At 73.2% G+C, this 17849-nt stretch carries 14 protein-coding genes; 9 read left to right on the top strand and 5 right to left on the bottom strand.

Annotated elements, in window-relative coordinates:
* Nucleotides 1-375 precede the first annotated feature (375 nt).
* Together ABTY61_RS40730 and ABTY61_RS40725 are read left to right on the top strand one after the other, a co-directional pair.
* Nucleotides 376-1068: a polysaccharide deacetylase family protein gene (locus tag ABTY61_RS40730; protein ID WP_350510293.1), complete on the top strand. Its 693-nt coding sequence runs from the start codon at nucleotides 376-378 to the stop codon at nucleotides 1066-1068.
* 293 nt (nucleotides 1069-1361) lie between these two features.
* Nucleotides 1362-2033 carry a DUF1062 domain-containing protein gene (locus tag ABTY61_RS40725; protein WP_350510292.1) on the top strand — a complete coding sequence of 224 codons (672 nt, stop codon included), beginning with the start codon at nucleotides 1362-1364 and terminating at the stop codon, nucleotides 2031-2033.
* A gap of 88 nt (nucleotides 2034-2121) precedes the next feature.
* Here the strand turns inward: ABTY61_RS40725 and ABTY61_RS40720 are convergent, their stop codons facing one another.
* Nucleotides 2122-2616 (bottom strand): anthrone oxygenase family protein, encoded by a 495-nt coding sequence (locus ABTY61_RS40720; RefSeq protein ID WP_350510291.1) that lies wholly within the window; start codon nucleotides 2614-2616, stop codon nucleotides 2122-2124.
* A 153-nt stretch (nucleotides 2617-2769) separates the two neighbouring features.
* Between ABTY61_RS40720 and ABTY61_RS40715 the strand changes: the two genes are divergently transcribed.
* Together ABTY61_RS40715 and ABTY61_RS40710 are read left to right on the top strand one after the other, a co-directional pair.
* Nucleotides 2770-3777 carry an AraC family transcriptional regulator gene (locus ABTY61_RS40715; protein ID WP_350510290.1) on the top strand — a complete coding sequence of 336 codons (1008 nt, stop codon included), beginning with the start codon at nucleotides 2770-2772 and terminating at the stop codon, nucleotides 3775-3777.
* A gap of 125 nt (nucleotides 3778-3902) precedes the next feature.
* Nucleotides 3903-4184 carry a hypothetical protein gene (locus ABTY61_RS40710; RefSeq protein ID WP_350510289.1) on the top strand — a complete coding sequence of 94 codons (282 nt, stop codon included), beginning with the start codon at nucleotides 3903-3905 and terminating at the stop codon, nucleotides 4182-4184.
* 73 nt (nucleotides 4185-4257) lie between these two features.
* On the opposite strand, the gene ABTY61_RS40705 is transcribed toward ABTY61_RS40710, so the two are convergent.
* Together ABTY61_RS40705 and ABTY61_RS40700 are read right to left on the bottom strand one after the other, a co-directional pair.
* Nucleotides 4258-5844: an alpha/beta fold hydrolase gene (locus tag ABTY61_RS40705; protein ID WP_350510288.1), complete on the bottom strand. Its 1587-nt coding sequence runs from the start codon at nucleotides 5842-5844 to the stop codon at nucleotides 4258-4260.
* Between the two features lie 55 nt (nucleotides 5845-5899).
* Nucleotides 5900-7237 carry an alpha/beta fold hydrolase gene (locus ABTY61_RS40700; protein ID WP_350510287.1) on the bottom strand — a complete coding sequence of 446 codons (1338 nt, stop codon included), beginning with the start codon at nucleotides 7235-7237 and terminating at the stop codon, nucleotides 5900-5902.
* 984 nt (nucleotides 7238-8221) lie between these two features.
* On the opposite strand from ABTY61_RS40700, the gene ABTY61_RS40695 reads away from it, so the two are divergent.
* From ABTY61_RS40695 to ABTY61_RS40680, 4 genes are all read left to right on the top strand, one after another.
* On the top strand, nucleotides 8222-9316 hold the full coding sequence (locus ABTY61_RS40695; protein WP_350510286.1) for a sugar ABC transporter substrate-binding protein: 1095 nt from the start codon (nucleotides 8222-8224) through the stop codon (nucleotides 9314-9316).
* A 194-nt stretch (nucleotides 9317-9510) separates the two neighbouring features.
* The gene (locus ABTY61_RS40690; RefSeq protein ID WP_350510285.1) at nucleotides 9511-10299 is read left to right on the top strand and encodes an ATP-binding cassette domain-containing protein; all 789 of its coding nucleotides are present in this window, start codon (nucleotides 9511-9513) and stop codon (nucleotides 10297-10299) included.
* Nucleotides 10296-11558: a sugar ABC transporter permease gene (locus ABTY61_RS40685; protein ID WP_350510284.1), complete on the top strand. Its 1263-nt coding sequence runs from the start codon at nucleotides 10296-10298 to the stop codon at nucleotides 11556-11558. Before ABTY61_RS40690 ends, ABTY61_RS40685 begins: the two co-directional genes overlap by 4 nt.
* Nucleotides 11559-11822: 264 nt before the next feature.
* Entirely contained in the window at nucleotides 11823-14858 is a 3036-nt protein-coding gene (locus ABTY61_RS40680) for a LamG-like jellyroll fold domain-containing protein (protein ID WP_350510283.1), read from the top strand.
* A gap of 141 nt (nucleotides 14859-14999) precedes the next feature.
* Here the strand turns inward: ABTY61_RS40680 and ABTY61_RS40675 are convergent, their stop codons facing one another.
* Nucleotides 15000-15932, bottom strand: a complete 933-nt coding sequence (locus tag ABTY61_RS40675; protein WP_350510282.1) for an NADP-dependent oxidoreductase — start codon at nucleotides 15930-15932, stop codon at nucleotides 15000-15002.
* A 93-nt stretch (nucleotides 15933-16025) separates the two neighbouring features.
* On the opposite strand from ABTY61_RS40675, the gene ABTY61_RS40670 reads away from it, so the two are divergent.
* Nucleotides 16026-16961: an AraC family transcriptional regulator gene (locus ABTY61_RS40670; RefSeq protein ID WP_350510281.1), complete on the top strand. Its 936-nt coding sequence runs from the start codon at nucleotides 16026-16028 to the stop codon at nucleotides 16959-16961.
* Nucleotides 16962-16994: 33 nt separating this feature from the next.
* On the opposite strand, the gene ABTY61_RS40665 is transcribed toward ABTY61_RS40670, so the two are convergent.
* Nucleotides 16995-17714, bottom strand: coding sequence for a 4'-phosphopantetheinyl transferase family protein (locus ABTY61_RS40665; RefSeq protein ID WP_350510280.1), 720 nt, complete (start codon nucleotides 17712-17714; stop codon nucleotides 16995-16997).
* Between the last annotated feature and the right edge of the window lie 135 nt (nucleotides 17715-17849).

Genomic DNA, 17849 nt, shown 5'->3' with positions numbered 1-17849 from the left:
CACTTCGAGGGGACGTGGGTGGCGGCCAACATGGTCCGCACCGCGCTGTGCACGGCGGGCCTGCTCGCGCTCAGCCGCGCGCTCGTCCTGCACGGACGCGGCTCGCGCTGAACCGCTGATGCGCTGAACTGCTGATGCGGTGAACCGCTGAGGCGCAGCACCGCTCAACCCGGCCGCCGCGGTGCAGCGGCCCCGGACGCCCCCGGCGGGTCCCCGCCGGGGGCGTCCGGGCTGCGCGTCCGGGAGCCCGCCGGTCAACCCGCCGTCCGGCTGGCCGATTTCACCCCCTCCCCGTCCCCCGGCGGGTCGCGACCCCGGCGGTCGGCGGCGCAGACTGGCCGCGGTACACGGCAGTTCCGACACCAGGGGGCAGAGATGGCCGTACGAACCGCTGGGCGCCGGGGAGTCGGACGGGTCCGGGCGGTGATCGGCGCGCTCGCCGTCGCCCTGGCGGCGGGCACGGTGGCAGCCGTTCCCGCCGGGACCGCGGAGGCCGCCGGGAGCAACGGGGCCAAGGTCGTCTACCTCACCTTCGACGACGGTCCCAGCCCCGCCTACACCCTGAAGGTCCTCGCGATCCTCAACCGCTTCGGGGTCCGCGCGACCTTCTTCGAGATCGGCGAGAACGTCGCCGCCCACCCCGCGCTCACCGCCCAGGTCGCCCGCCAGGGCCACAGCGTGCAGAACCACTCCTGGTCGCACCCCGACCTGCGCCGGCTCTCCGCCTCCTCCTTCAACGCCCAGGTCGGTGCCACCGACCGGGCGATCCGCGCGCAGACCGGCCGCACCCCGAAGTGCCTGCGCCCGCCGTACGGCGCGGTCAACACGACGGTGCGCTCCCGGGCGGCGGCGCTCGGCAAGCAGGTCGTGCTCTGGTCCGTCGACCCGGCCGACTGGTCGCGGCCGGGCACGGGCGCGATCCAGTCGCGGGTGCTGAGGAACGTCCGCCCCGGCTCGGTGATCCTGCTGCACGACGGCGGCGGGGACCGCGGCCAGACCCTCGCGGCGCTGCCGACGATCCTGTCCACCCTCAAGGCCCGCGGGTACACCTTCGCCACCCTCTGCTGACCGCGCCGGGCCCTCCGTTCCCGCTGAACCCGAAGACCTGAAAATGAGTTGCCTGCGGGTGTGGTCTCGATCATGCTCACCCGCATGGACTTCTGACGGCTGCCACGTAGCACCAGCGAACCCCTCGCGCGATCGACCTCGGAGCCTTGACGGCTCGGTACCGAGGCGATGACCCGCGCCCACGTGTGCATCCGTCATCCCGGGAGCGCTCGCGATCCGCCGTGCCCCGACCAGCTCCGGCCAGGCCGGGGCCGGCCCGCGCGCTCCCGCAGAGTCCTGAAAGCAACCACCTCATGAATACCGACCGCAAGGCCCGCTGGGCCGTGCGTCAATCCGCCCTGCCCACCGTCGTCCGCCCCTGCCCGGACTGCCCGGGCACGCGGCACCGCCCCTCGGGAAAGATCCGCGTCAACGCGAGCGGAAAGCTGCTCGACGTCTGGCTGCTGCTGAGCTGCGCGGGCTGTGACCGGACCTCGAAGGTGCCCGTCCACGAACGCGCCCACGTCTCCTCCCTGGACCCCGCCCGACTGGTGGCGTACGAGACCAACCAGCCGGAGGTGGTGCGGGAGTTGACGATGAGCGCCGCGCTCGCCGCGAGGAACGGGTACCGCCTCGACTGGACCGGTACCTGGGAACTGGAGGCCCGGACGCCCCTGTACGCGCTCGACGACCCGACGCCGCTCACCGTCCTGGTCGGCTTTGAACTGCCCGTGCCGGTCCGGGTCGAGCGGCTGCTGATGCTCGGGCTCGGCCTCAGCCGCACCGCCGTCCGGCGGATGGTCGCGGACGGGCGGATCCGACTGCCGTCCGGACTGGCGCCGGCGGCCAAGGCGCAGCGGGACTTCGAACTCGCCCTCCACCGGCCCGGTTCCGCCGCGGTCGCGCACCATCCGAAGGCCCGCGTCGCCCCGGGCCGTGCCGGGACGCCGTTCCCGCCCCGCACGGCGGAAGCGGCAGGAGCGTAAGGCGGGGTGGGACGGCGGAGCCGCTTCGGGCGGCCCCGCCGTCCCACCCCGGCGTCACCCCGGCGTCACCCCGGAGGACGAGACCCCCTCAGCTCTGCCCGTCGAGGAACAGCGCCCAGGCGAGGCACCCCAGCGCGGCCGTGCACAGCAGCGCGCGCAGCACGTTGAAGCGCACCCAGCGCGCCTCGAAGCGGCCGCGCACGGCCGCCGGGTCGGCGATCCGCTGCGGCGCGCCGGCCTTCTCCAGCTCGTCGTTCAGCGGGATGTTGACCGAACGGGTGACCCCGATCGCCGCGACGTACAGCACCAGGGCGGCGATCGTCGCGGGCAGCGCGTGGTGGCCGTCCGAGGGCAGGTGCAGGGCGACCGCGGCCGCGGTGGTGAGCAGGGCGCCGACGAAGCCGAGCACGAACCAGCCGTTCAGGATCGCCACGTTGACGCGCTGCATGACCTCGATGAACGTCCGGTCGTCGACCCGGGCGAGCGCCGGCATCACCGAGCACGCGTAGGCGTAGAACAGCCCGGCGGTCAGTCCGCAGGTGACAGTGGCCGCCACCAGGACGAGTGTGCGTGCCGTTTCCATCTTCGGAGCCCCTCTGTTCGCTTCCGCTGGGTATCGGTCCGTTCCCCGTGGGCCGATCATCCGGCATCCGGGCCGTTCGGACCAGCTCGATCGCTCAAGACCCTCTCAAATGACAAAGCGTCAAATGATGTCCTGCCGTCTACACTTGACGTCATGGACACTCTGACGGGACTCCTCGACGGCCCCAAGGCCCGCGGCGCGTTCCTGCTGCGGTCGATCCTCACTCCGCCCTGGTCCCTGCGCATCGAGGACCGGGCCCCGCTGTCGGTGGTGACGATGGTCCGCGGCGACGCGTGGATCCTGCCCGAGCGGGGCACCCCGCTGCTGCTGCACCCCGGTGACGTGGCCATCGTGCGCGGCCCGGAGCCGTACACGGTCGCGGACGACCCCGATACGCCGGTGGACGTGATCGTCGGCCCCGGCCAGGTCTGCACCAAGGACGGGGTGGACGTCTCCGAGGTGATGTCGCTGGGCGTCCGCACCTGGGGCCAGGGGCGCGAGGGCGACCAGGCCTCCTCGGTGGTGTTGTCCGGGACGTACCAGGCCGAGCACGAGATCGGCCAGCGGCTGCTCGGCTGCCTGCCCGCGCTGCTGGTGCGCCCGGCCGGGACGGGCGCCGACGACACCCTGGTGCACCTGCTGGCCGCCGAGATAGGGCGCAACGAGCCGGGCCAGGAACTCGTCCTGGACCGGATCCTCGACCTGCTGGTGGTCTCCGTCCTGCGCTCCTGGCTGGCTGCCCCGGACTCCGGTGCCCCCGCCTGGTACCGCGCCCAGCACGACCCGGTGGTCGGCCCGGTGCTGCGGATGATGCACGACGACCCGGCGACCCCGTGGACGGTCGCCGACCTGGCCCAGCGGGTCGGCGTCTCCCGGGCCGGCCTCGCCCGCCGCTTCACCGCCCTGGTCGGCGAGCCCCCGATGGCGTACCTCGCGGGCTGGCGCCTGGCCGTCGCCGCGGACCTGCTGCGCGAGCCCGAGTGCACCGTCGCCTTCGCCGCCCGCAAGGTCGGCTACAGCAACGCCTTCGCCCTGTCGGCGGCCTTCAAGCGGGTGCGCGGCGTCAGCCCGCAGGAGCACCGCCGCCTGGCGGTGAACGGGACGCCGGCCCAGCCGGTGGGCTTCTCCGGCCCGGCGGAGACGGTGATCCTGGCCGGCTGATCCGGGCGCGCCCCCGCCCCGACGCCCTCCGCCCCTCCCCGGCGGCCCCCTGGCCCCTGGGGCGGGGAGAGCCGCAGCAGGAACGAGTCCCCCGTTCGGGTGCCGTCCCGGCTATCGTGTCGGGCATGACGTACCGGGTGCAGTACACCGTGGAGGCGAGGGCGACCATCGATGCCCTGCCCGTTGAACGCCGTGAGCTCCTGGAGCGAGCGCTCGGTGTCCTCGCGCGGGACCCGTACCACAAGACCGCGACGGCGCCGATCGGCCCCGACGAGCACCTGCGCAAGGCCTACGCCGCCCCCGGTGTGGTGGTCGAGTTCATGGTCGCCGACCATGTCCTGGTCATTGTCGTGCTCCAGGTCTTCGACGAGCTCCAGTACCTGATCGAGGAAGCCGACGCCCGCTGACAGCGGCCGTGCGGTCCCGCCCGGGCAGGCGCACGCGGGCTGACCTCCGCGGGCCCGTTTCCTTCCGGGCCGATCACTCCGGTCCGATCTCGAACTGCGGCGGCCTGACGTCGCGGGTGCAGCCGGTCTGTGGGTTGCCGGGGGTGTCGAGGAAGGAAGCGACGATGCTCCGGGCGCACGGGGAGGCCGCGACCACGACGTGTGCGGTGTACGGGACGGTGACGGCGGTCGCGTTGGGCAGCGTCCGGGCGGCGTAGGCGCCGTTCGATGCGCCGGTCTGGGCGTCGAACCCTCCCGACAGGACCAGCGTCGGGACGTCGCTGCGCGTCACGTCCCGGACCGCGGGCGGCGCCGCGGGGATGTCCCAGGCGTGGCAGTCGCCCCGCAGGAAGGGCAGTTGCGGGCCCTGCGCCAGCACGGAACGCGGGAACGACGGGAATGCCCGCCTGCCCGCCCGGAGTACGTCGGACGGGTCCTCGTACGGCACCCACTCGCTGCAGAACACCCCGTAGGCCAGGCCCTGGCCGATCCTTCCGATCGCCTGCGGGCTGAGCTTGCCGCCCGCCCACTGCTGGGCGATCCGCTGCGGATCGCCGTGGGCCAGCTCGTCGAGGGAGCGGGGGACACCCGCGGCCACGTGGGTGGCGGAGGTCAGCCAGTTCACCAGCGTCCCGCCGTCGATCACGACCTCGACGGGCTCGCTGCTCGACGGGACCGTGACCCGGGTGGTGACCGGATCGTCCTCCAGCTCCCGTACGAGGTCGGTGAAGGTGTCCTCCAGCTCCGGGTAGCGGCTCGCGCAGGCGGGCTGCTCGGCACAGGCGCGGAACAGGCCGTCGAAGCCCTGCGCGGCGCTGCTCCAGGTCAGGGCGGCGCCGGCCAGGGACGGCGGGAGGACCCCGTCGATGCCGACCGAGCGGATCCCCTCCGGGTGCTCCCGCAGGTAGACGAGGGCGAGGTAGGTGCCGTACGAGATCCCGAACACGTTCCACCGCGGGATGCCCAGCGCGACCCGCAGGTCGGCGTAGTCGGCGGCGCTCTCGGTGCTGTTGTACGCGCCCAGGTCGACGCCGCGGGCCGCCAGCTCGTGCCGGCAGGTCCGGGTCGCCCCGACGTGCTCGCGGCCGGTGGACCGCGCGTCGTAGACGAGTCCGACGGACCGGGCGGCGAACCGGTCGACGACCGGGCAGGTGAGGGCCGGATCGGCCGAGTAGGTGCCCCGTTGGGACATCAGGATCAGGTCGCGGTCCCGGTTCAGACCGCTGTCGACGGCCAGCTGCGCCTCCCCGACGGCGTCGTCGCCGGGGCCGCCGGCCAGCCACACGACCGGGTCGGGTGCCGGTGTGCGCGAGAGCGCCGGCACGATCGCGACCCCGAGGGTGATGGTCCGCCCGTCGGGCTCGGCGCGGTTCTCGGGCACGGTGAGCGTCCCGCAGCGCGCGTTCTCCAGCGCGGGGACCGGCTCCGGCGTCCGGGGGCAGGGGCCGGGGGTGAAGGCGGCCGACCCGGCCGTCCGGGGGACCGTGCCGAGCGGCGCGGCCGTGCCGAGCGGTCGCGCGGCGTGCGCCGCCGTCCCCGGAACGCCGGCGAGGCCCGGCGCATTGGCGAGGATGACGGCGGCCGCCGTCGCGGCGGCGAGCCGGCCCGGTAGCCCCGTCATGAGGGGCCGTCGGTTGAGTTGATCGATGCGGCGAACATGCTTCTCGGTCTCCTGGTCAGGGCGTGATCGTGAACGGCGCGGGTGCGAGATCGGCGACACAGCCGGTGTCGACGGCGGCCGGGTCGGCGAGGAAGGAGGCGAGGACGCGCTGGGCGCAGGGCGACTGCGGAGTCACCCAGTGGCCGATCCCGGGAATCCGCACGACGGTGGCCTCCGGAAGCGTCCGGGCCGCGTAGCGTCCCCAGCGCGCCCCGGTCTTGGCGTCGAACGTTCCGGAGAGCACCAGCGTCGGGACCGCGCTGCGGGCCGCCACGCGCTGGACGGACGTCAGGTCCGGGACGTCCCAGGTGCGGCAGACCTCGCTCTGGTAGGGGAGTTGCGGTGCCTGGGCGAGGACCTGGTCCGGGAACCCGGGGAAGGCCCGGCGCCCCGCTTCCAGCAGGTCCTCGGCCGACCCGCCCGGCACCCACTCGCCGCACGCCACGCTCTCGGTCAGGCCGTAGGCGAACTCGCCGACGGCAGGGGTGGAGCCTGCCGCGCGGGCGGCGGCGAAGCGGTGCGGGTCGTCGTGCGCGAGCTCGTCGAGCGCGGCGGGGACGTCGGCCGAGGGGACGGCGTTGCCGACGAGGAGGTTGACCAGGGCGCCGCCGTCGAGGACGACCTCGACCTCCGGCCCGCCGCCGGGCGGCATCGTGCGCAGCGTCAGCGGCTCGGCCTCCAGCCTCCGCACCTGCCGCGCGAGCGTCCGGCCGAGGTGCGGGTAGCGGTCGTCGCACAGCGGCTGGTCGCGGCAGGCCCGGAGGATGGCGCCGATCCCCTCCCCGGCGCTGCTCCAGGTCCACGGGAGGCTGACGACCTGCGGGGGGACGACGGAGTCGATCGTCACCGTCCGGATGCCCTCCGGGTGCTCGCGCAAGTAGGTGAGGGCGAGGTCGGTGCCGTAGGAGTAGCCGTACACGTTCCAGCGGGCGATGCCGAGCGCCGCGCGCAGGTCGGCGAAGTCCGCGGCGTTCTCCAGGGTGTTGTAGGCGCTCAGGTCGACGCCGCCGGCCGCGAGGCGGTCCCGGCACTCGCCCATGGCGTGGACGAGGAGCTCCTCCGTCGGCTCCGCGTCGTAGCGCAGTCCCACCGCGCGGGCGTAGAACCGGTCCACCTCCGGGCATGCGAGGTTCGGCTCGGAGTGCAGCGTCCCCCGTTGGGCCATGACGATCAGGTCGCGGTCCCGGTTCAGCCCGGCGTCGACGAGGAACTGCGCGTCGTCGATCGCGTCGCTCCCGGGCCCGCCGGTCAGGTGGACCACCGGGTCCGGGGCGGGCGACGAGGACGCGGCCGGGATGATCGCCACGGCGAGCCGGATCGTCGGGCCGCCGGGTCGGCTGCGGTCCTCGCTCACCACCAGGGACCCGCAGTGGGCGCCCGCCAGTGCCGGAACCGGTCTCGGGGTCCTCGGGCAGGCGCCGGGCACGAACTGCGGCGGCCCCGCCGCTCGGCCGCCCGGGGCGGGCGCCGACGCCGGTCGATGGCCCGGGGCGAGTGCCGACGCCGGTCCGCCGACGGGTGCGCCCGCCAGCAGGACGAGCGAGCCCGTCGCCGCGACGGCCGCCCGGAGCGCCCGCCGCGCCCCGGTCCGCCGCGCTCCCGGGCGTTCCTCCGCCGGACCGGGGCGGGAGGAGCCGCCCGGCGGGGTGGCCGGTGATCCGGGCGTGCGTATGTGCTGCCGCTCCATGCGGGTCGTCCTCCGTCAGCCGGAATCTCCGGCCGGTGGAGCCGGACACATCGTGGTGCTCCCGAGCCTGCCCGCCCGCCCGCCGCCGCGCACGGCGGGCTACACCGGTCGGCTGGCGGCCGGGCACCGCTTCGCGGCAGGAGCGGCCGGGACGCGGCCACCGGCCCGCCCCCACGACCCCGGCCCCGGTCCGACGCAGCGTCATGTTCCGCTCAGGGCTGCCGAGTTGGAGCCGGGTTCGGGGCCGGTGTCCGCCGCCGGCCGCTGGGGCCGACTCAGTCGACACATCTTGAACGCATTGCCTCCACAGGTCACGAGGTGGTAGGCGCGGCGCTCCGCAGCGTCGGCCCATCCCGGTAGGCCGCCCGTTTGGCGCCGCCCGCCGTTACCGACCGTTCAACGTGTGTCTCTGTGTGTTCATGATGTCCGCGTACCGGCGCGGGCGGGGCGGTATGCGGCGGCCCGGAGCGGCCGGTCGCCGACCATCGACCCGCCGGGGTCGGCCGACGGGGCATCTGCGTTCAAGAAGATAACGAAAAGGTCCAGCTAGATCACTTCTTGGATTTACTTCTTGACTCAATCCGGCAGGTGAGGGTTGACTCCGTCCCACCCCGCCGCACCGTCGCGGCGACGTCAGGGAGGCACCCCCACATGAACGCAATGATGCGTCGCGCCGTCATCGCCACCGCAGCCGTCTCGATGGCCCTGTCCATGGCCGCGTGCGGCAAGGCCGGCGGCGACAAGAAGGACTCCGCCGCCTCCGGCGACAACAAGTCCATCGGCCTGCTGCTGCCCGAGAACGCGTCCTCGACGCGCTACGAGTCCTTCGACCGCCCGTTCATCGAGGCCAAGGTCAAGGCCCTGTGCGCCGACTGCAAGGTGCTCTACAACAACGCCGAGGGCAGCGCCGCCAAGCAGAAGCAGCAGTTCGACACCCTGATCGCCCAGGGCGTGAAGGTGATCGTGCTGGACGCCTTCGACGCCACCTCCACCGAGGGCTGGGTCAAGGAGGCCGCCGCCAAGGGCGTCAAGGTCGTCGCCTACGACCGCCTGGCCACCGGCCCGGTCGCCGCCTACGCCTCCTTCGACAACGAGAAGGTCGGCGAGCTCCAGGGCCAGGCCCTGCTGGACGCGCTCGGCCCGCAGGCCTCCGACGACAACATCGTCATGATCAACGGCGATGACGCGGACCCGAACGCCGGTCAGTTCAAGGCCGGTGCCCACAAGGTGCTCGACGGCAAGGTGAAGAAGGTCGTCTACGAGCAGTCGGGCGAGTGGAAGCCCACCGTGGCCGGCCAGAAGATCGGTGCCGCGATCACCCAGTTCGGCAAGGACGGCTTCCAGGGCGTCTACTCCGCCAACGACGGCATGGCCGGCGCGATCATCACCCAGCTCCAGGGAGCGGGCATCAAGGTCCCCGTCGGCGGACAGGACGCCGGCCTCGACGCCGTCCAGCGCATCGTCAACGGCGACCAGGCCTACACCATCTACAAGGCCTACAAGCCGCTCGCCGACAGCGCCGCCGAACTGGCCGTCGACCTCCTCCAGGGCAAGGACGTCAAGGCCGTCGCCACCGCCACCGTCGACAGCGCCACCGACAAGGGCATCCCGGCCAAGCTGCTCGACCCCAAGGTCGTCACCAAGGCCAACATCAAGGACACCGTGATCGCCGACGGCCTCTACAAGGCCTCCGACATCTGCACCGCCGACTATGCCGCGGCCTGCGCCGCCGCCGGGCTCAAGTAGCACCGAGCCGGCCTGAAGCAGCACCGCCCGGGTGGGGCTCCCCGCCTCCCCGGGGAGCCGCCCGCACCGCGTGGCGGTCCCCGCTCCGCCCCGGCACCCCTTTTCGACGTTCATCCGCCCGCGCCGCACGGTGCGCGGGCCGGCCCGGCCCCGTCGCGCCCCCACGGCGTGCACGCGTGTACGGGAAGAAGGAGATGGTTCACGTGACAGGCGCACCCGTACTGGCGTTGCGCGGGGTCTCGAAGCGCTTCGGCGCCGTCCAGGCACTGACAGACGTCCACCTGGACGTCCACGCGGGCGAGGTGGTGGCCCTGGTCGGCGACAACGGCGCCGGAAAGTCCACGCTGGTGAAGACCATCGCCGGCGTCCACCCGATCGACGAGGGGACGATCGAGTGGGAGGGCGAGGCGGTCTCCATCGGCCGCCCGCACGACGCCCAGACCCTCGGTGTCGCCACCGTCTACCAGGACCTGGCGCTCTGCGACAACCTCGACGTGGTCGGCAACCTCTTCCTCGGCCGCGAACTCAAGAGCTTCGGCATGCTCGACGAGGTCGCCATGGAGAAGCGGGCGCGCGAACTGCTGGACACCCTGTCCATCCGGATCCCGAGCGTGCGCATCCCGATCGCCGCCCTCTCCGGCGGCCAGCGCCAGGTGGTCGCCATCGCCCGCGCCCTCGTCGGCGACCCCAAGATCGTCATCCTGGACGAGCCCACCGCCGCCCTCGGCGTCGAGCAGACCGCCCAGGTCCTCGACCTCGTCGAGCGCCTGCGCGACCGAGGCCTCGGGGTCATCCTGATCAGCCACAACATGGCCGACGTCAAGGCCGTCGCCGACACCGTCGCCGTCCTCCGGCTGGGCCGCAACAACGGTGTCTTCGCGGTGGCCGACACCTCGCACGAGGAGATCATCTCCGCCATCACCGGCGCCACCGAGAACGCCGTCACCCGACGCCAGGCCCGAATCGCTGAGGAAGCCAAGTGACCACCGAACAGACCACGGCCGAGCCCGCACCGGCCACCCCCTCGGTCGATCCCCGCCTGCTCGTCCGCGAAGCCGGCCTGGCAGGCTATCTCGCCGAGTTCAAGCGGAAGATGAAGAACGGCGACCTCGGCTCCGTACCCGTCGTCCTCGGCCTGATCCTCATCGGCGCCATCTTCCAGGGCGTCACCGGCGACTTCCTCAACGCCGACAACCTCACCAACATCACCAAGTGGATCGCCGGCCCCGGCCTGATCGCCGTCGGCATCGTCTTCGTGCTCCTGCTCGGTGAGATCGACCTCTCGCTCGGCTCCGTCTCCGGCGCCTCCGCCGCGATCGCCGCAAGCCTGTCCGCGCGCTCCGGCTACAACGAGTGGCTCTCCTGCCTCATCGCCCTCGCCGCCGCCGTCGCCATCGGCGCCCTGCACGGCTTCTTCTTCGCCAGGATCGGCGTCCCGGCCTTCGTCGTCACCCTCGCCGGCCTGCTCGCCTGGAGCGGCCTGCAGCAGTACGTCCTCGGCGACAAGGGCACCGTCAACGTCGTCCACGACGGTGTCCTGGCCAACCTGGACACCTACTTCCTCGGCGACGGCGACATCGCCTACACCTGGGGCCTCGCCGTCCTCGGCATCGCGCTCTTCGCCGCCGGACAGCTCCTCGACGCCCGCCGCCGCAGCGCCGCCGGCCTCGCCGCGCGGCCGATGGGCGAGATCGCGCTGCGCACCGGCGTCATCGCCGTCATCGCGCTGACCGCCGCCTACATGCTCAACCAGGACCGCGGCCTGCCGCTGCCCCTGCTCGTCTTCCTGGCCGTCGTCGTCATCACCGACTTCGTCCTGCGCCGCACCAGCTACGGCCGGCAGATCTTCGCCGTCGGCGGCGGCGTGGAGGCGGCCCGCCGCGCGGGCATCAACGTCACCTGGGTCCGGATCTCGGTCTTCATGATCTCCGCCGGCATGGCGGCCCTCGGCGGCCTCTTCTACGCCTCCCAGCAGGGCTCCGCCGACAAGATCCTCGGCGGCGGCAACGTCCTGATGAACTCGATCGCCGCGGCCGTCATCGGCGGCACCAGCCTCTTCGGCGGACGCGGCAAGACCTGGTCCGCCCTGCTCGGCATCCTGGTCATCCAGAGCATCACCACCGGCCTCGACCTGGTCCACGTCAGCCAGGCCATCCAGTACATGATCACCGGCGCCGTGCTGCTCGCCGCGGTCGTCCTGGACTCCGTCTCCCGCCGCACCCGCAAGACCGCGGCGCGCTGACCCGCCGTCGCACCGTCAAGCCGTCACGCCCGGCCCGGCATCCACCTCGGATGCCGGGCCGGGCGCTGTCGCGGACCCGATCCGGCCCCGCGCGGACGGCCTCGGCCCCCGGCGCGTCCCGTTCGTATCCACCCCCTTCGTATCCACCCCTTATGATCCCGCCCGGGGGAAGGCCGCCGAGCCGGTACGACACCGCTGTGTCCGCTCTCCCTTCGGCGACGCGGGCCCGCGCCGTCGAACCGACGACCGGGAGACGACCACTCGGTGATACTCACTCAACGCCTGGCCCGCCGGCTGCTCGCCGGCGCCTCGGCGCTCGCGCTGGCACTGCTGCCGGCCGGCCTCGCACCCACCGCGGCCGCCGCCGCTCCGGCGCCCGCACCGGCCGCCGCACCAGCCGGTGACGGGTCCGGGCCGGTGCCGGTGGACCTCGACACCACGCGTGCCTTCTCGGACACCTTCCAGCTGGACCCGGCACTGGACACGGACCCGCTGTACGGGCTGAACGTCGGGCTCGACGCCCGGCAGTCGCCCCCGGCCGGGCAGCACGGGATCTCCTACACCCGGGTCTCAGGCCGCTGGGACACCTCGGTCGCCCCCGACCAGTGGTTCGTCCAGACCAGCCATCCGGACTTCCCGAACAAGCTGCTGTTCGCCAAGGGCGTCTCCGCGGTGATGCTCGGGGCGCCCGCCGTCGCGGACGGCACCGGCCGCTACACCGTCTCGACGGTGATCGACCCGGTCGTCGGCGACACCGCAGCCGGTGACTGGGGCTCGATCGTGCTGAGCCGCAGCCACCGAGGCACCGGCTACGTCACCGGCGGCGACGTCGACCTCGGCCTGACCGTCAGCTCCGGCGGCAAGCTCGCGCTCTTCCACGGTGGCGGCGGCGAAACCCCCTTCTGGACCGGCACGGTGGTGCCCACGGCGCAGTACGCCGTCTCGCTCACCGTCTCCACCGGCGCCGACCGCGCCGTCGCCCTGACGGTGAACGGCACCCCGTTCGCCGTCTCCGCACCGGCCGGGGTGACCCGCTGGCCGGGCAGCGAGTTCCTCTACCTCGGCGCCTACCTCTCCAGCCCGGACCGCGTCACCACCTTCGGTGACGGCGCCGGCCACGGCCTGACCGTCAGCGCCGTGGACACCGCCGCCACCCGAAGCGCCAAGCCGTTCGTCGACACCTTCGACGGCGCGCCGAACGCCACCCCGGACTTCGGCCTCAACCAGGACCTCAGCGCCCGCCAGCCGAGCCTGATCTCCGCCGGCTACACGGCCGTACCGGGCGTCAAGGGCCTGGCCCTCGACCCGCCGGCGGGCTCGGTGCAGGTCAACAGCCCGGCGAACCCGAACGTGCTCTCGTTCCCCAAGGGCACCGCGGCCGTCCGCCTGAACAAGCCGGCCACCTCGGACGTCCCGACCGGCGCCTACACGGTGCACGCCGTCCTGACCCCGCTGGTCGGCAGCACCTCCGGCCAGGACTGGGCCTCCCTGGCCGTCAGCAACGCCTCGGGCGGCACGGGCGCTGTGGACGCCGAGGACATCGCGCTCGGCCTGCGCGTCCAGGCCGACGGCGGGCTGACGCTCTTCCAGGGCGGCACGCCGACCGCCCTGGCCGCCGTCCCGCCGGCCGGCTCGTACCAGGTGTCGGTCGCGCTGGCGACCGGCGACCGGCAGCAGGCGACCGTGCAGGTCAACGGCACGACGGTCTTCTCCGGCCGCACCGCCGCCAAGCTGCCCCGGGACGGCTACGTCTCGCTCGGCGCCCACCACTCGACGGCCGGCCAGGTCACCACGGTGGACGACCTGCGGATCTCCATGCTGGGCGGGCTCGGCTACTACGGGTACTTCGACATCCGGGACCCGAACCAGCCGAACAACGGCGTCAACCACGCGCCGGAGGTGGCGCGGTGGACCAACCTCAACACCTACCTGCGCGACCAGGACCGCCGTCTGGAGTTCCTGGACCAGTGCCTGCCGGCCTCCTGCGTGATCGACCTCAACCAGGAGACGGTGGTCCCGCGCTCGCCCGGTAGCTGGCAGTTCGACCCGAACCCGAACGCCGCGCAGAACCTGCTCGACCTGGTGCAGCGGATCGGACCGAACATCGACAAGATCGCCGCCGTCGACCTGAGCGACGAGGCCTACTCGCACGGCCTGAGCCCCGCACAGGTCCAGACGCAGGCCGAGCAGATCAGGGCCGCGTTCCCGGACAAGATGCTGGTCATGAGCCTCGACCGGTGGAACGCCGAGCAGACCGCGCCGATCCCGTCCACCGTCGACATCGTCGGCTTCGACTACTACTGCGTGGGCCGCGGCGAGATCCAGTGGCGGCTGGCGAACCTGAAGACCTTCCTCTCCTCGCCGGACCAGCACCTGATGCTCTTCCCGGAGTCCACCAACGAGCAGGGCGTCGCCGACGGCTGCTACTCCGGCAGGACCGACGCCGACATCGCGGCGTACAACGCGGAGTACCGCGCGATCGCCGCGCAGGACCCCCGGGTCGTCTACCTCCAGAACTTCCGCTGGCTCGGGCCCGACCAGCCGAACAAGGTGCCGCTGACCGTCGCCGCCCAGCAGCGGATCGGCAAGGCCGTGGTCAACGCCACGCCCACGCCGGCGCCCGCCTCGGTGGGCGTGTACCGGCCGTCGGACGGCAGCTTCGGCGAGGCCGCCCACAACGGCTGGTACACCGGGCAGAGCGTGTTCGGCGGGGGCGGCAACGCCGTCCCGCTGACCGGCCACTGGAGCGGGCCGGGCACCGACACCATCGGCGTCTACCACCCCGACACCGCGACCTTCCAGCTGTCGAACGACAACGTCACCGTGGCCGCCACCTTCCCGTTCGGGGTCCCCGGCGACATCCCGCTGGTCGGCGACTGGAGCGGGCGGGGGCGGACCACGGTCGGTGTCTACCGGCCCGGTGACCAGACCTTCTACCTCTCCGACGACAACGTCGGCGTCAAGTACCGGATCAAGCTGGGCAACGCGGGTTGGACGCCGCTGGTCGGCGACTGGGACGGCAACGGCACCACCACCGTCGGCGTGTACGACCCGCAGACCCAGACCTTCTACCTGAACGACTCCAACCAGACGGAGAACCCGCGGCCGGGCGTCCGGTTCGGCAACCCCGGCGACATCCCGATCAAGGGTGACTGGGACGGCACCGGAAAGGAGACCATCGGCGTGTACCGGCCCGGTGACCAGACCTTCTACGGGGCCGCCGAGAACTCCGACCTGGTGGTCTACAGCAAGAAGTTCGGCAACCCGGGCGACGTGCCGCTGGTGGGCGACTGGGGCTGACGGACCGTCCGGCCGGGTGCCCTCCTGGCCCGGGGTGTCCTCCTGGCCGGGGCGCCCTTCCGGAAGGGCGCCCTCCCGGCCGCTCCGCGGCGTCCGGGAGGGCGCCTCCGGGCCCTGCTCCTGGGCCGGGCCCCCAGGAGCTCAGGGAGTAATGATGACCTTGCCCCGGGTCCGGCCCGCCTCGCTGAGGCGGTGGACGCCGGCGAGTTCCGCCAGCGGGTACGACGCGCTGATGTCGATGCCGAGCGCGGCCGCGTCGACGAGCTCCACGAGCGCCGCGAGCTGCGCGACATCGTTGCGGGCCACCATGTGCATCGCGCTCACCCCGGCGTCGGGAGCCGGCTCGATCGGGGTCGCGATCGACACGATCCGCCCGCCCGATCGCACCAGGGGTGCCAGGGCCGCGGCATCCGACGGAGTCAGCGGGACCAGGTTGAGCAGGGTGTCCACCCGAGCGTCGAGCGCGCCGCCCACCGGCCCGGCGGTGTAGTCGATCACGCGGTCCGCCCCCTGTCGCCGGACCGCCTCGGTACTCCGGGGGCCGGCCGTGGCGATCACCTCGGCTCCGGCACGCTTCGCGAGCTGCGTCACGAAGCCCCCGACACCCCCGCCCGCGCCGTTGACCAGCACCCGCTGGCCGGCGGCCGCCTTCCCGTGCTCGAACACCGCCTGCCAGGCCGTCAGTCCGGCCACGGGAAGGGCCGCGGCGTGCGCGAGCGGGACGGACACCGGTGCCGCCACCAGCGAGGCGGCGGCCGCGCAGACGTACTCGGCGGCCGCACCCCCGTGGTCGAGCCGCCCGACGACCCGGTCGCCGACGCTGAGGCCCCCCACCCCCGCACCGATCCCGACCACGGTGCCGGCGACGTCCCAACCCGGCGTGTGGGGCAGGTCCACGGGGAGGAACGCGTGCAGCAGCCCGGCCCGCAGAGCGGCCTCGGTGGGATTGAACGAAGTCGCCGCGACACGGAGCAGCACCTCGCCGGAGGCGGGCCGCGGACGGGCGACGGCTTCGTAGCGGATCACGGAGGTGCCGCCGTACTCGTGGAAGCGGGCGGCCTTCATCATCGTCATGCCGTGAACCTACGACCGGACGGGCAGACGATCCATGCGTCAGGCTGCCCAGTTCATGCGCGTTCGTCTCGTCGTCGCCGTACGCTCGGCGACGTGGACGTACTGAGCGATGTGGTCGCGGTGGCACGGACCGGCCGGCCCCGGTCGGCGCACGTGCGGTGGCACGCCCCGTGGGGACAGGAGTTCGCCCCCGTCCCCGGGTCGGCGGGCTTCCAGGTGATCCTCCGGGGTTCCTGCTGGCTGCTGCCTCCGGACGCGGAGCCCGTCCGACTCGGCACGGGCGACGTCGTGTTCCTGCCCCGCGGCAGCGGGCACACCCTGGCCGACAGCCCCGAACGCCTGGCGACGGCGGCCGCCTGCGGCCCCGAGGACCACGCGTCGCTCGGCGCCTACGCGTCCGACACCGTCGACCGCAGCGGTGGGCGCGGGCCGGCCACCGTGGTGCTCTGCGGGGCCTACCGGCTCGACCCGTCCCGCGCGCACCCGCTGCTGTCGACGCTCCCGGACGTGATCCACCTGCCGGCACAACCGGGCCGCCATCCCGAACTGCGCTCAGCCGTGGAACTCCTGGCCGCCGAGCTCGAGTCCCCGCGCCTGGGCACGGACGCGGCCGTCCCCGCGCTCCTGGACACGCTCCTGCTGTACATCCTGCGGATCTGGTTCGCCGGACGGACCACCCGAGGCGACACCACGGGATGGGCCGCCGCACTGGGCGACCCGCCCGTCACCGCCGCCCTCCACGCCATCCACCGAGACCCGGCAGCGCCCTGGACCGTGGCAGGACTGGCCGCGGAAGCCGGGCTCTCCCGGGCACACTTCGCCAGACGCTTCGCCACGCTGATCGGCCAGCCGCCCCTCGGCTACCTGACCTGGTGGCGGATGACCACGGCGGCGCGCCTGCTGCGGACAACGGACGCACCCCTGAGATCCATCGCCGCCCAGGTCGGCTACACCTCCGAGTTCGCCTTCGCCAACGCGTTCAGACGCGCGAACGGAACCGCACCCGGGGTGTACCGGCGGAACGGCTGATCCTGATCGTGCTGCCGTGTCATGATCCGGCGCTCACCTGCTACCGCACGGGCTTCCGAGCTCCTGCCCGGGTGCCGGGCGGGCCCACTCGTAGCCGCTGGTGTGCGGGGGCAGCACCAAGGCGGTGACCAGGATGCCGCGATGGGCGGTCCACCGGCCCGTGTGGGGCAGCGGATGGAGCGGATGGCGGGCGGTGAACCTCCCGTCGGGGTGGAGCGTGACGTGGATGGACGCGAGCCCCGTCCACGTCTCGGTGAGGGGGTAGAAGGCCTTGTAGGTCGCCTCCTTGGCACTGAACAGCAGCCGGTCCCACGGCACGGGGCCGGTCGGTAGCCGTGAGAGCCGGCGCCGCTCGGCGGCTGTGGCCGAGAGCCGGAGCACTCCCTGGGGGAGTGGCTCCTGCGGCTCGGCGTCGACGCCGAGCGAGGCCTGCCGGTCGGCGCCGGCTGCCGCGCAGGCGGTGTACCCCTCGCAGTGCGTGATGCTCCCGACGACCCCGCCCGGCCACCGCGGCGCACCACCCCGTCCGGGCAGCAACGGCCCCGGCGCACGCCCCAGCCCGGCCAACGCCTCCCGCGCCAGAACCCGTGCGGCGGTGAACTGCCGTTGCCTGCGCGGCGATCGCCCCTCGATGTGGGCGGCCTCGGCGCCGAACAGGGTCCCGACGGGCGGCGGGCCGAAGGCCTCGGCGCACTCCACCCCGACGGGCAGCAGCCCCGCGAGCGCGCCGGCGGTGAGGGTCGTGGTGGTCACGGGCTGTCCTCCGTTCGTTGGGTGTTGGGGTGTTGGTGTTGGTGTTGGTGGGGGTGTTAGGGGGTGGGGGTGTGGGTGGTGGTGTGGTAGTTGGTGTGGTCGAAGTGGCGGGTTTGTTGTTGGTAGGTGTGGGTG

The organism is Kitasatospora sp. NPDC096128 (assembly GCF_040303105.1).
Lineage (GTDB): Bacteria > Actinomycetota > Actinomycetes > Streptomycetales > Streptomycetaceae > Kitasatospora.
Note: the sequence above shows the minus strand (reverse complement) of the source record. Positions and strands in the feature narration are given on the sequence as shown.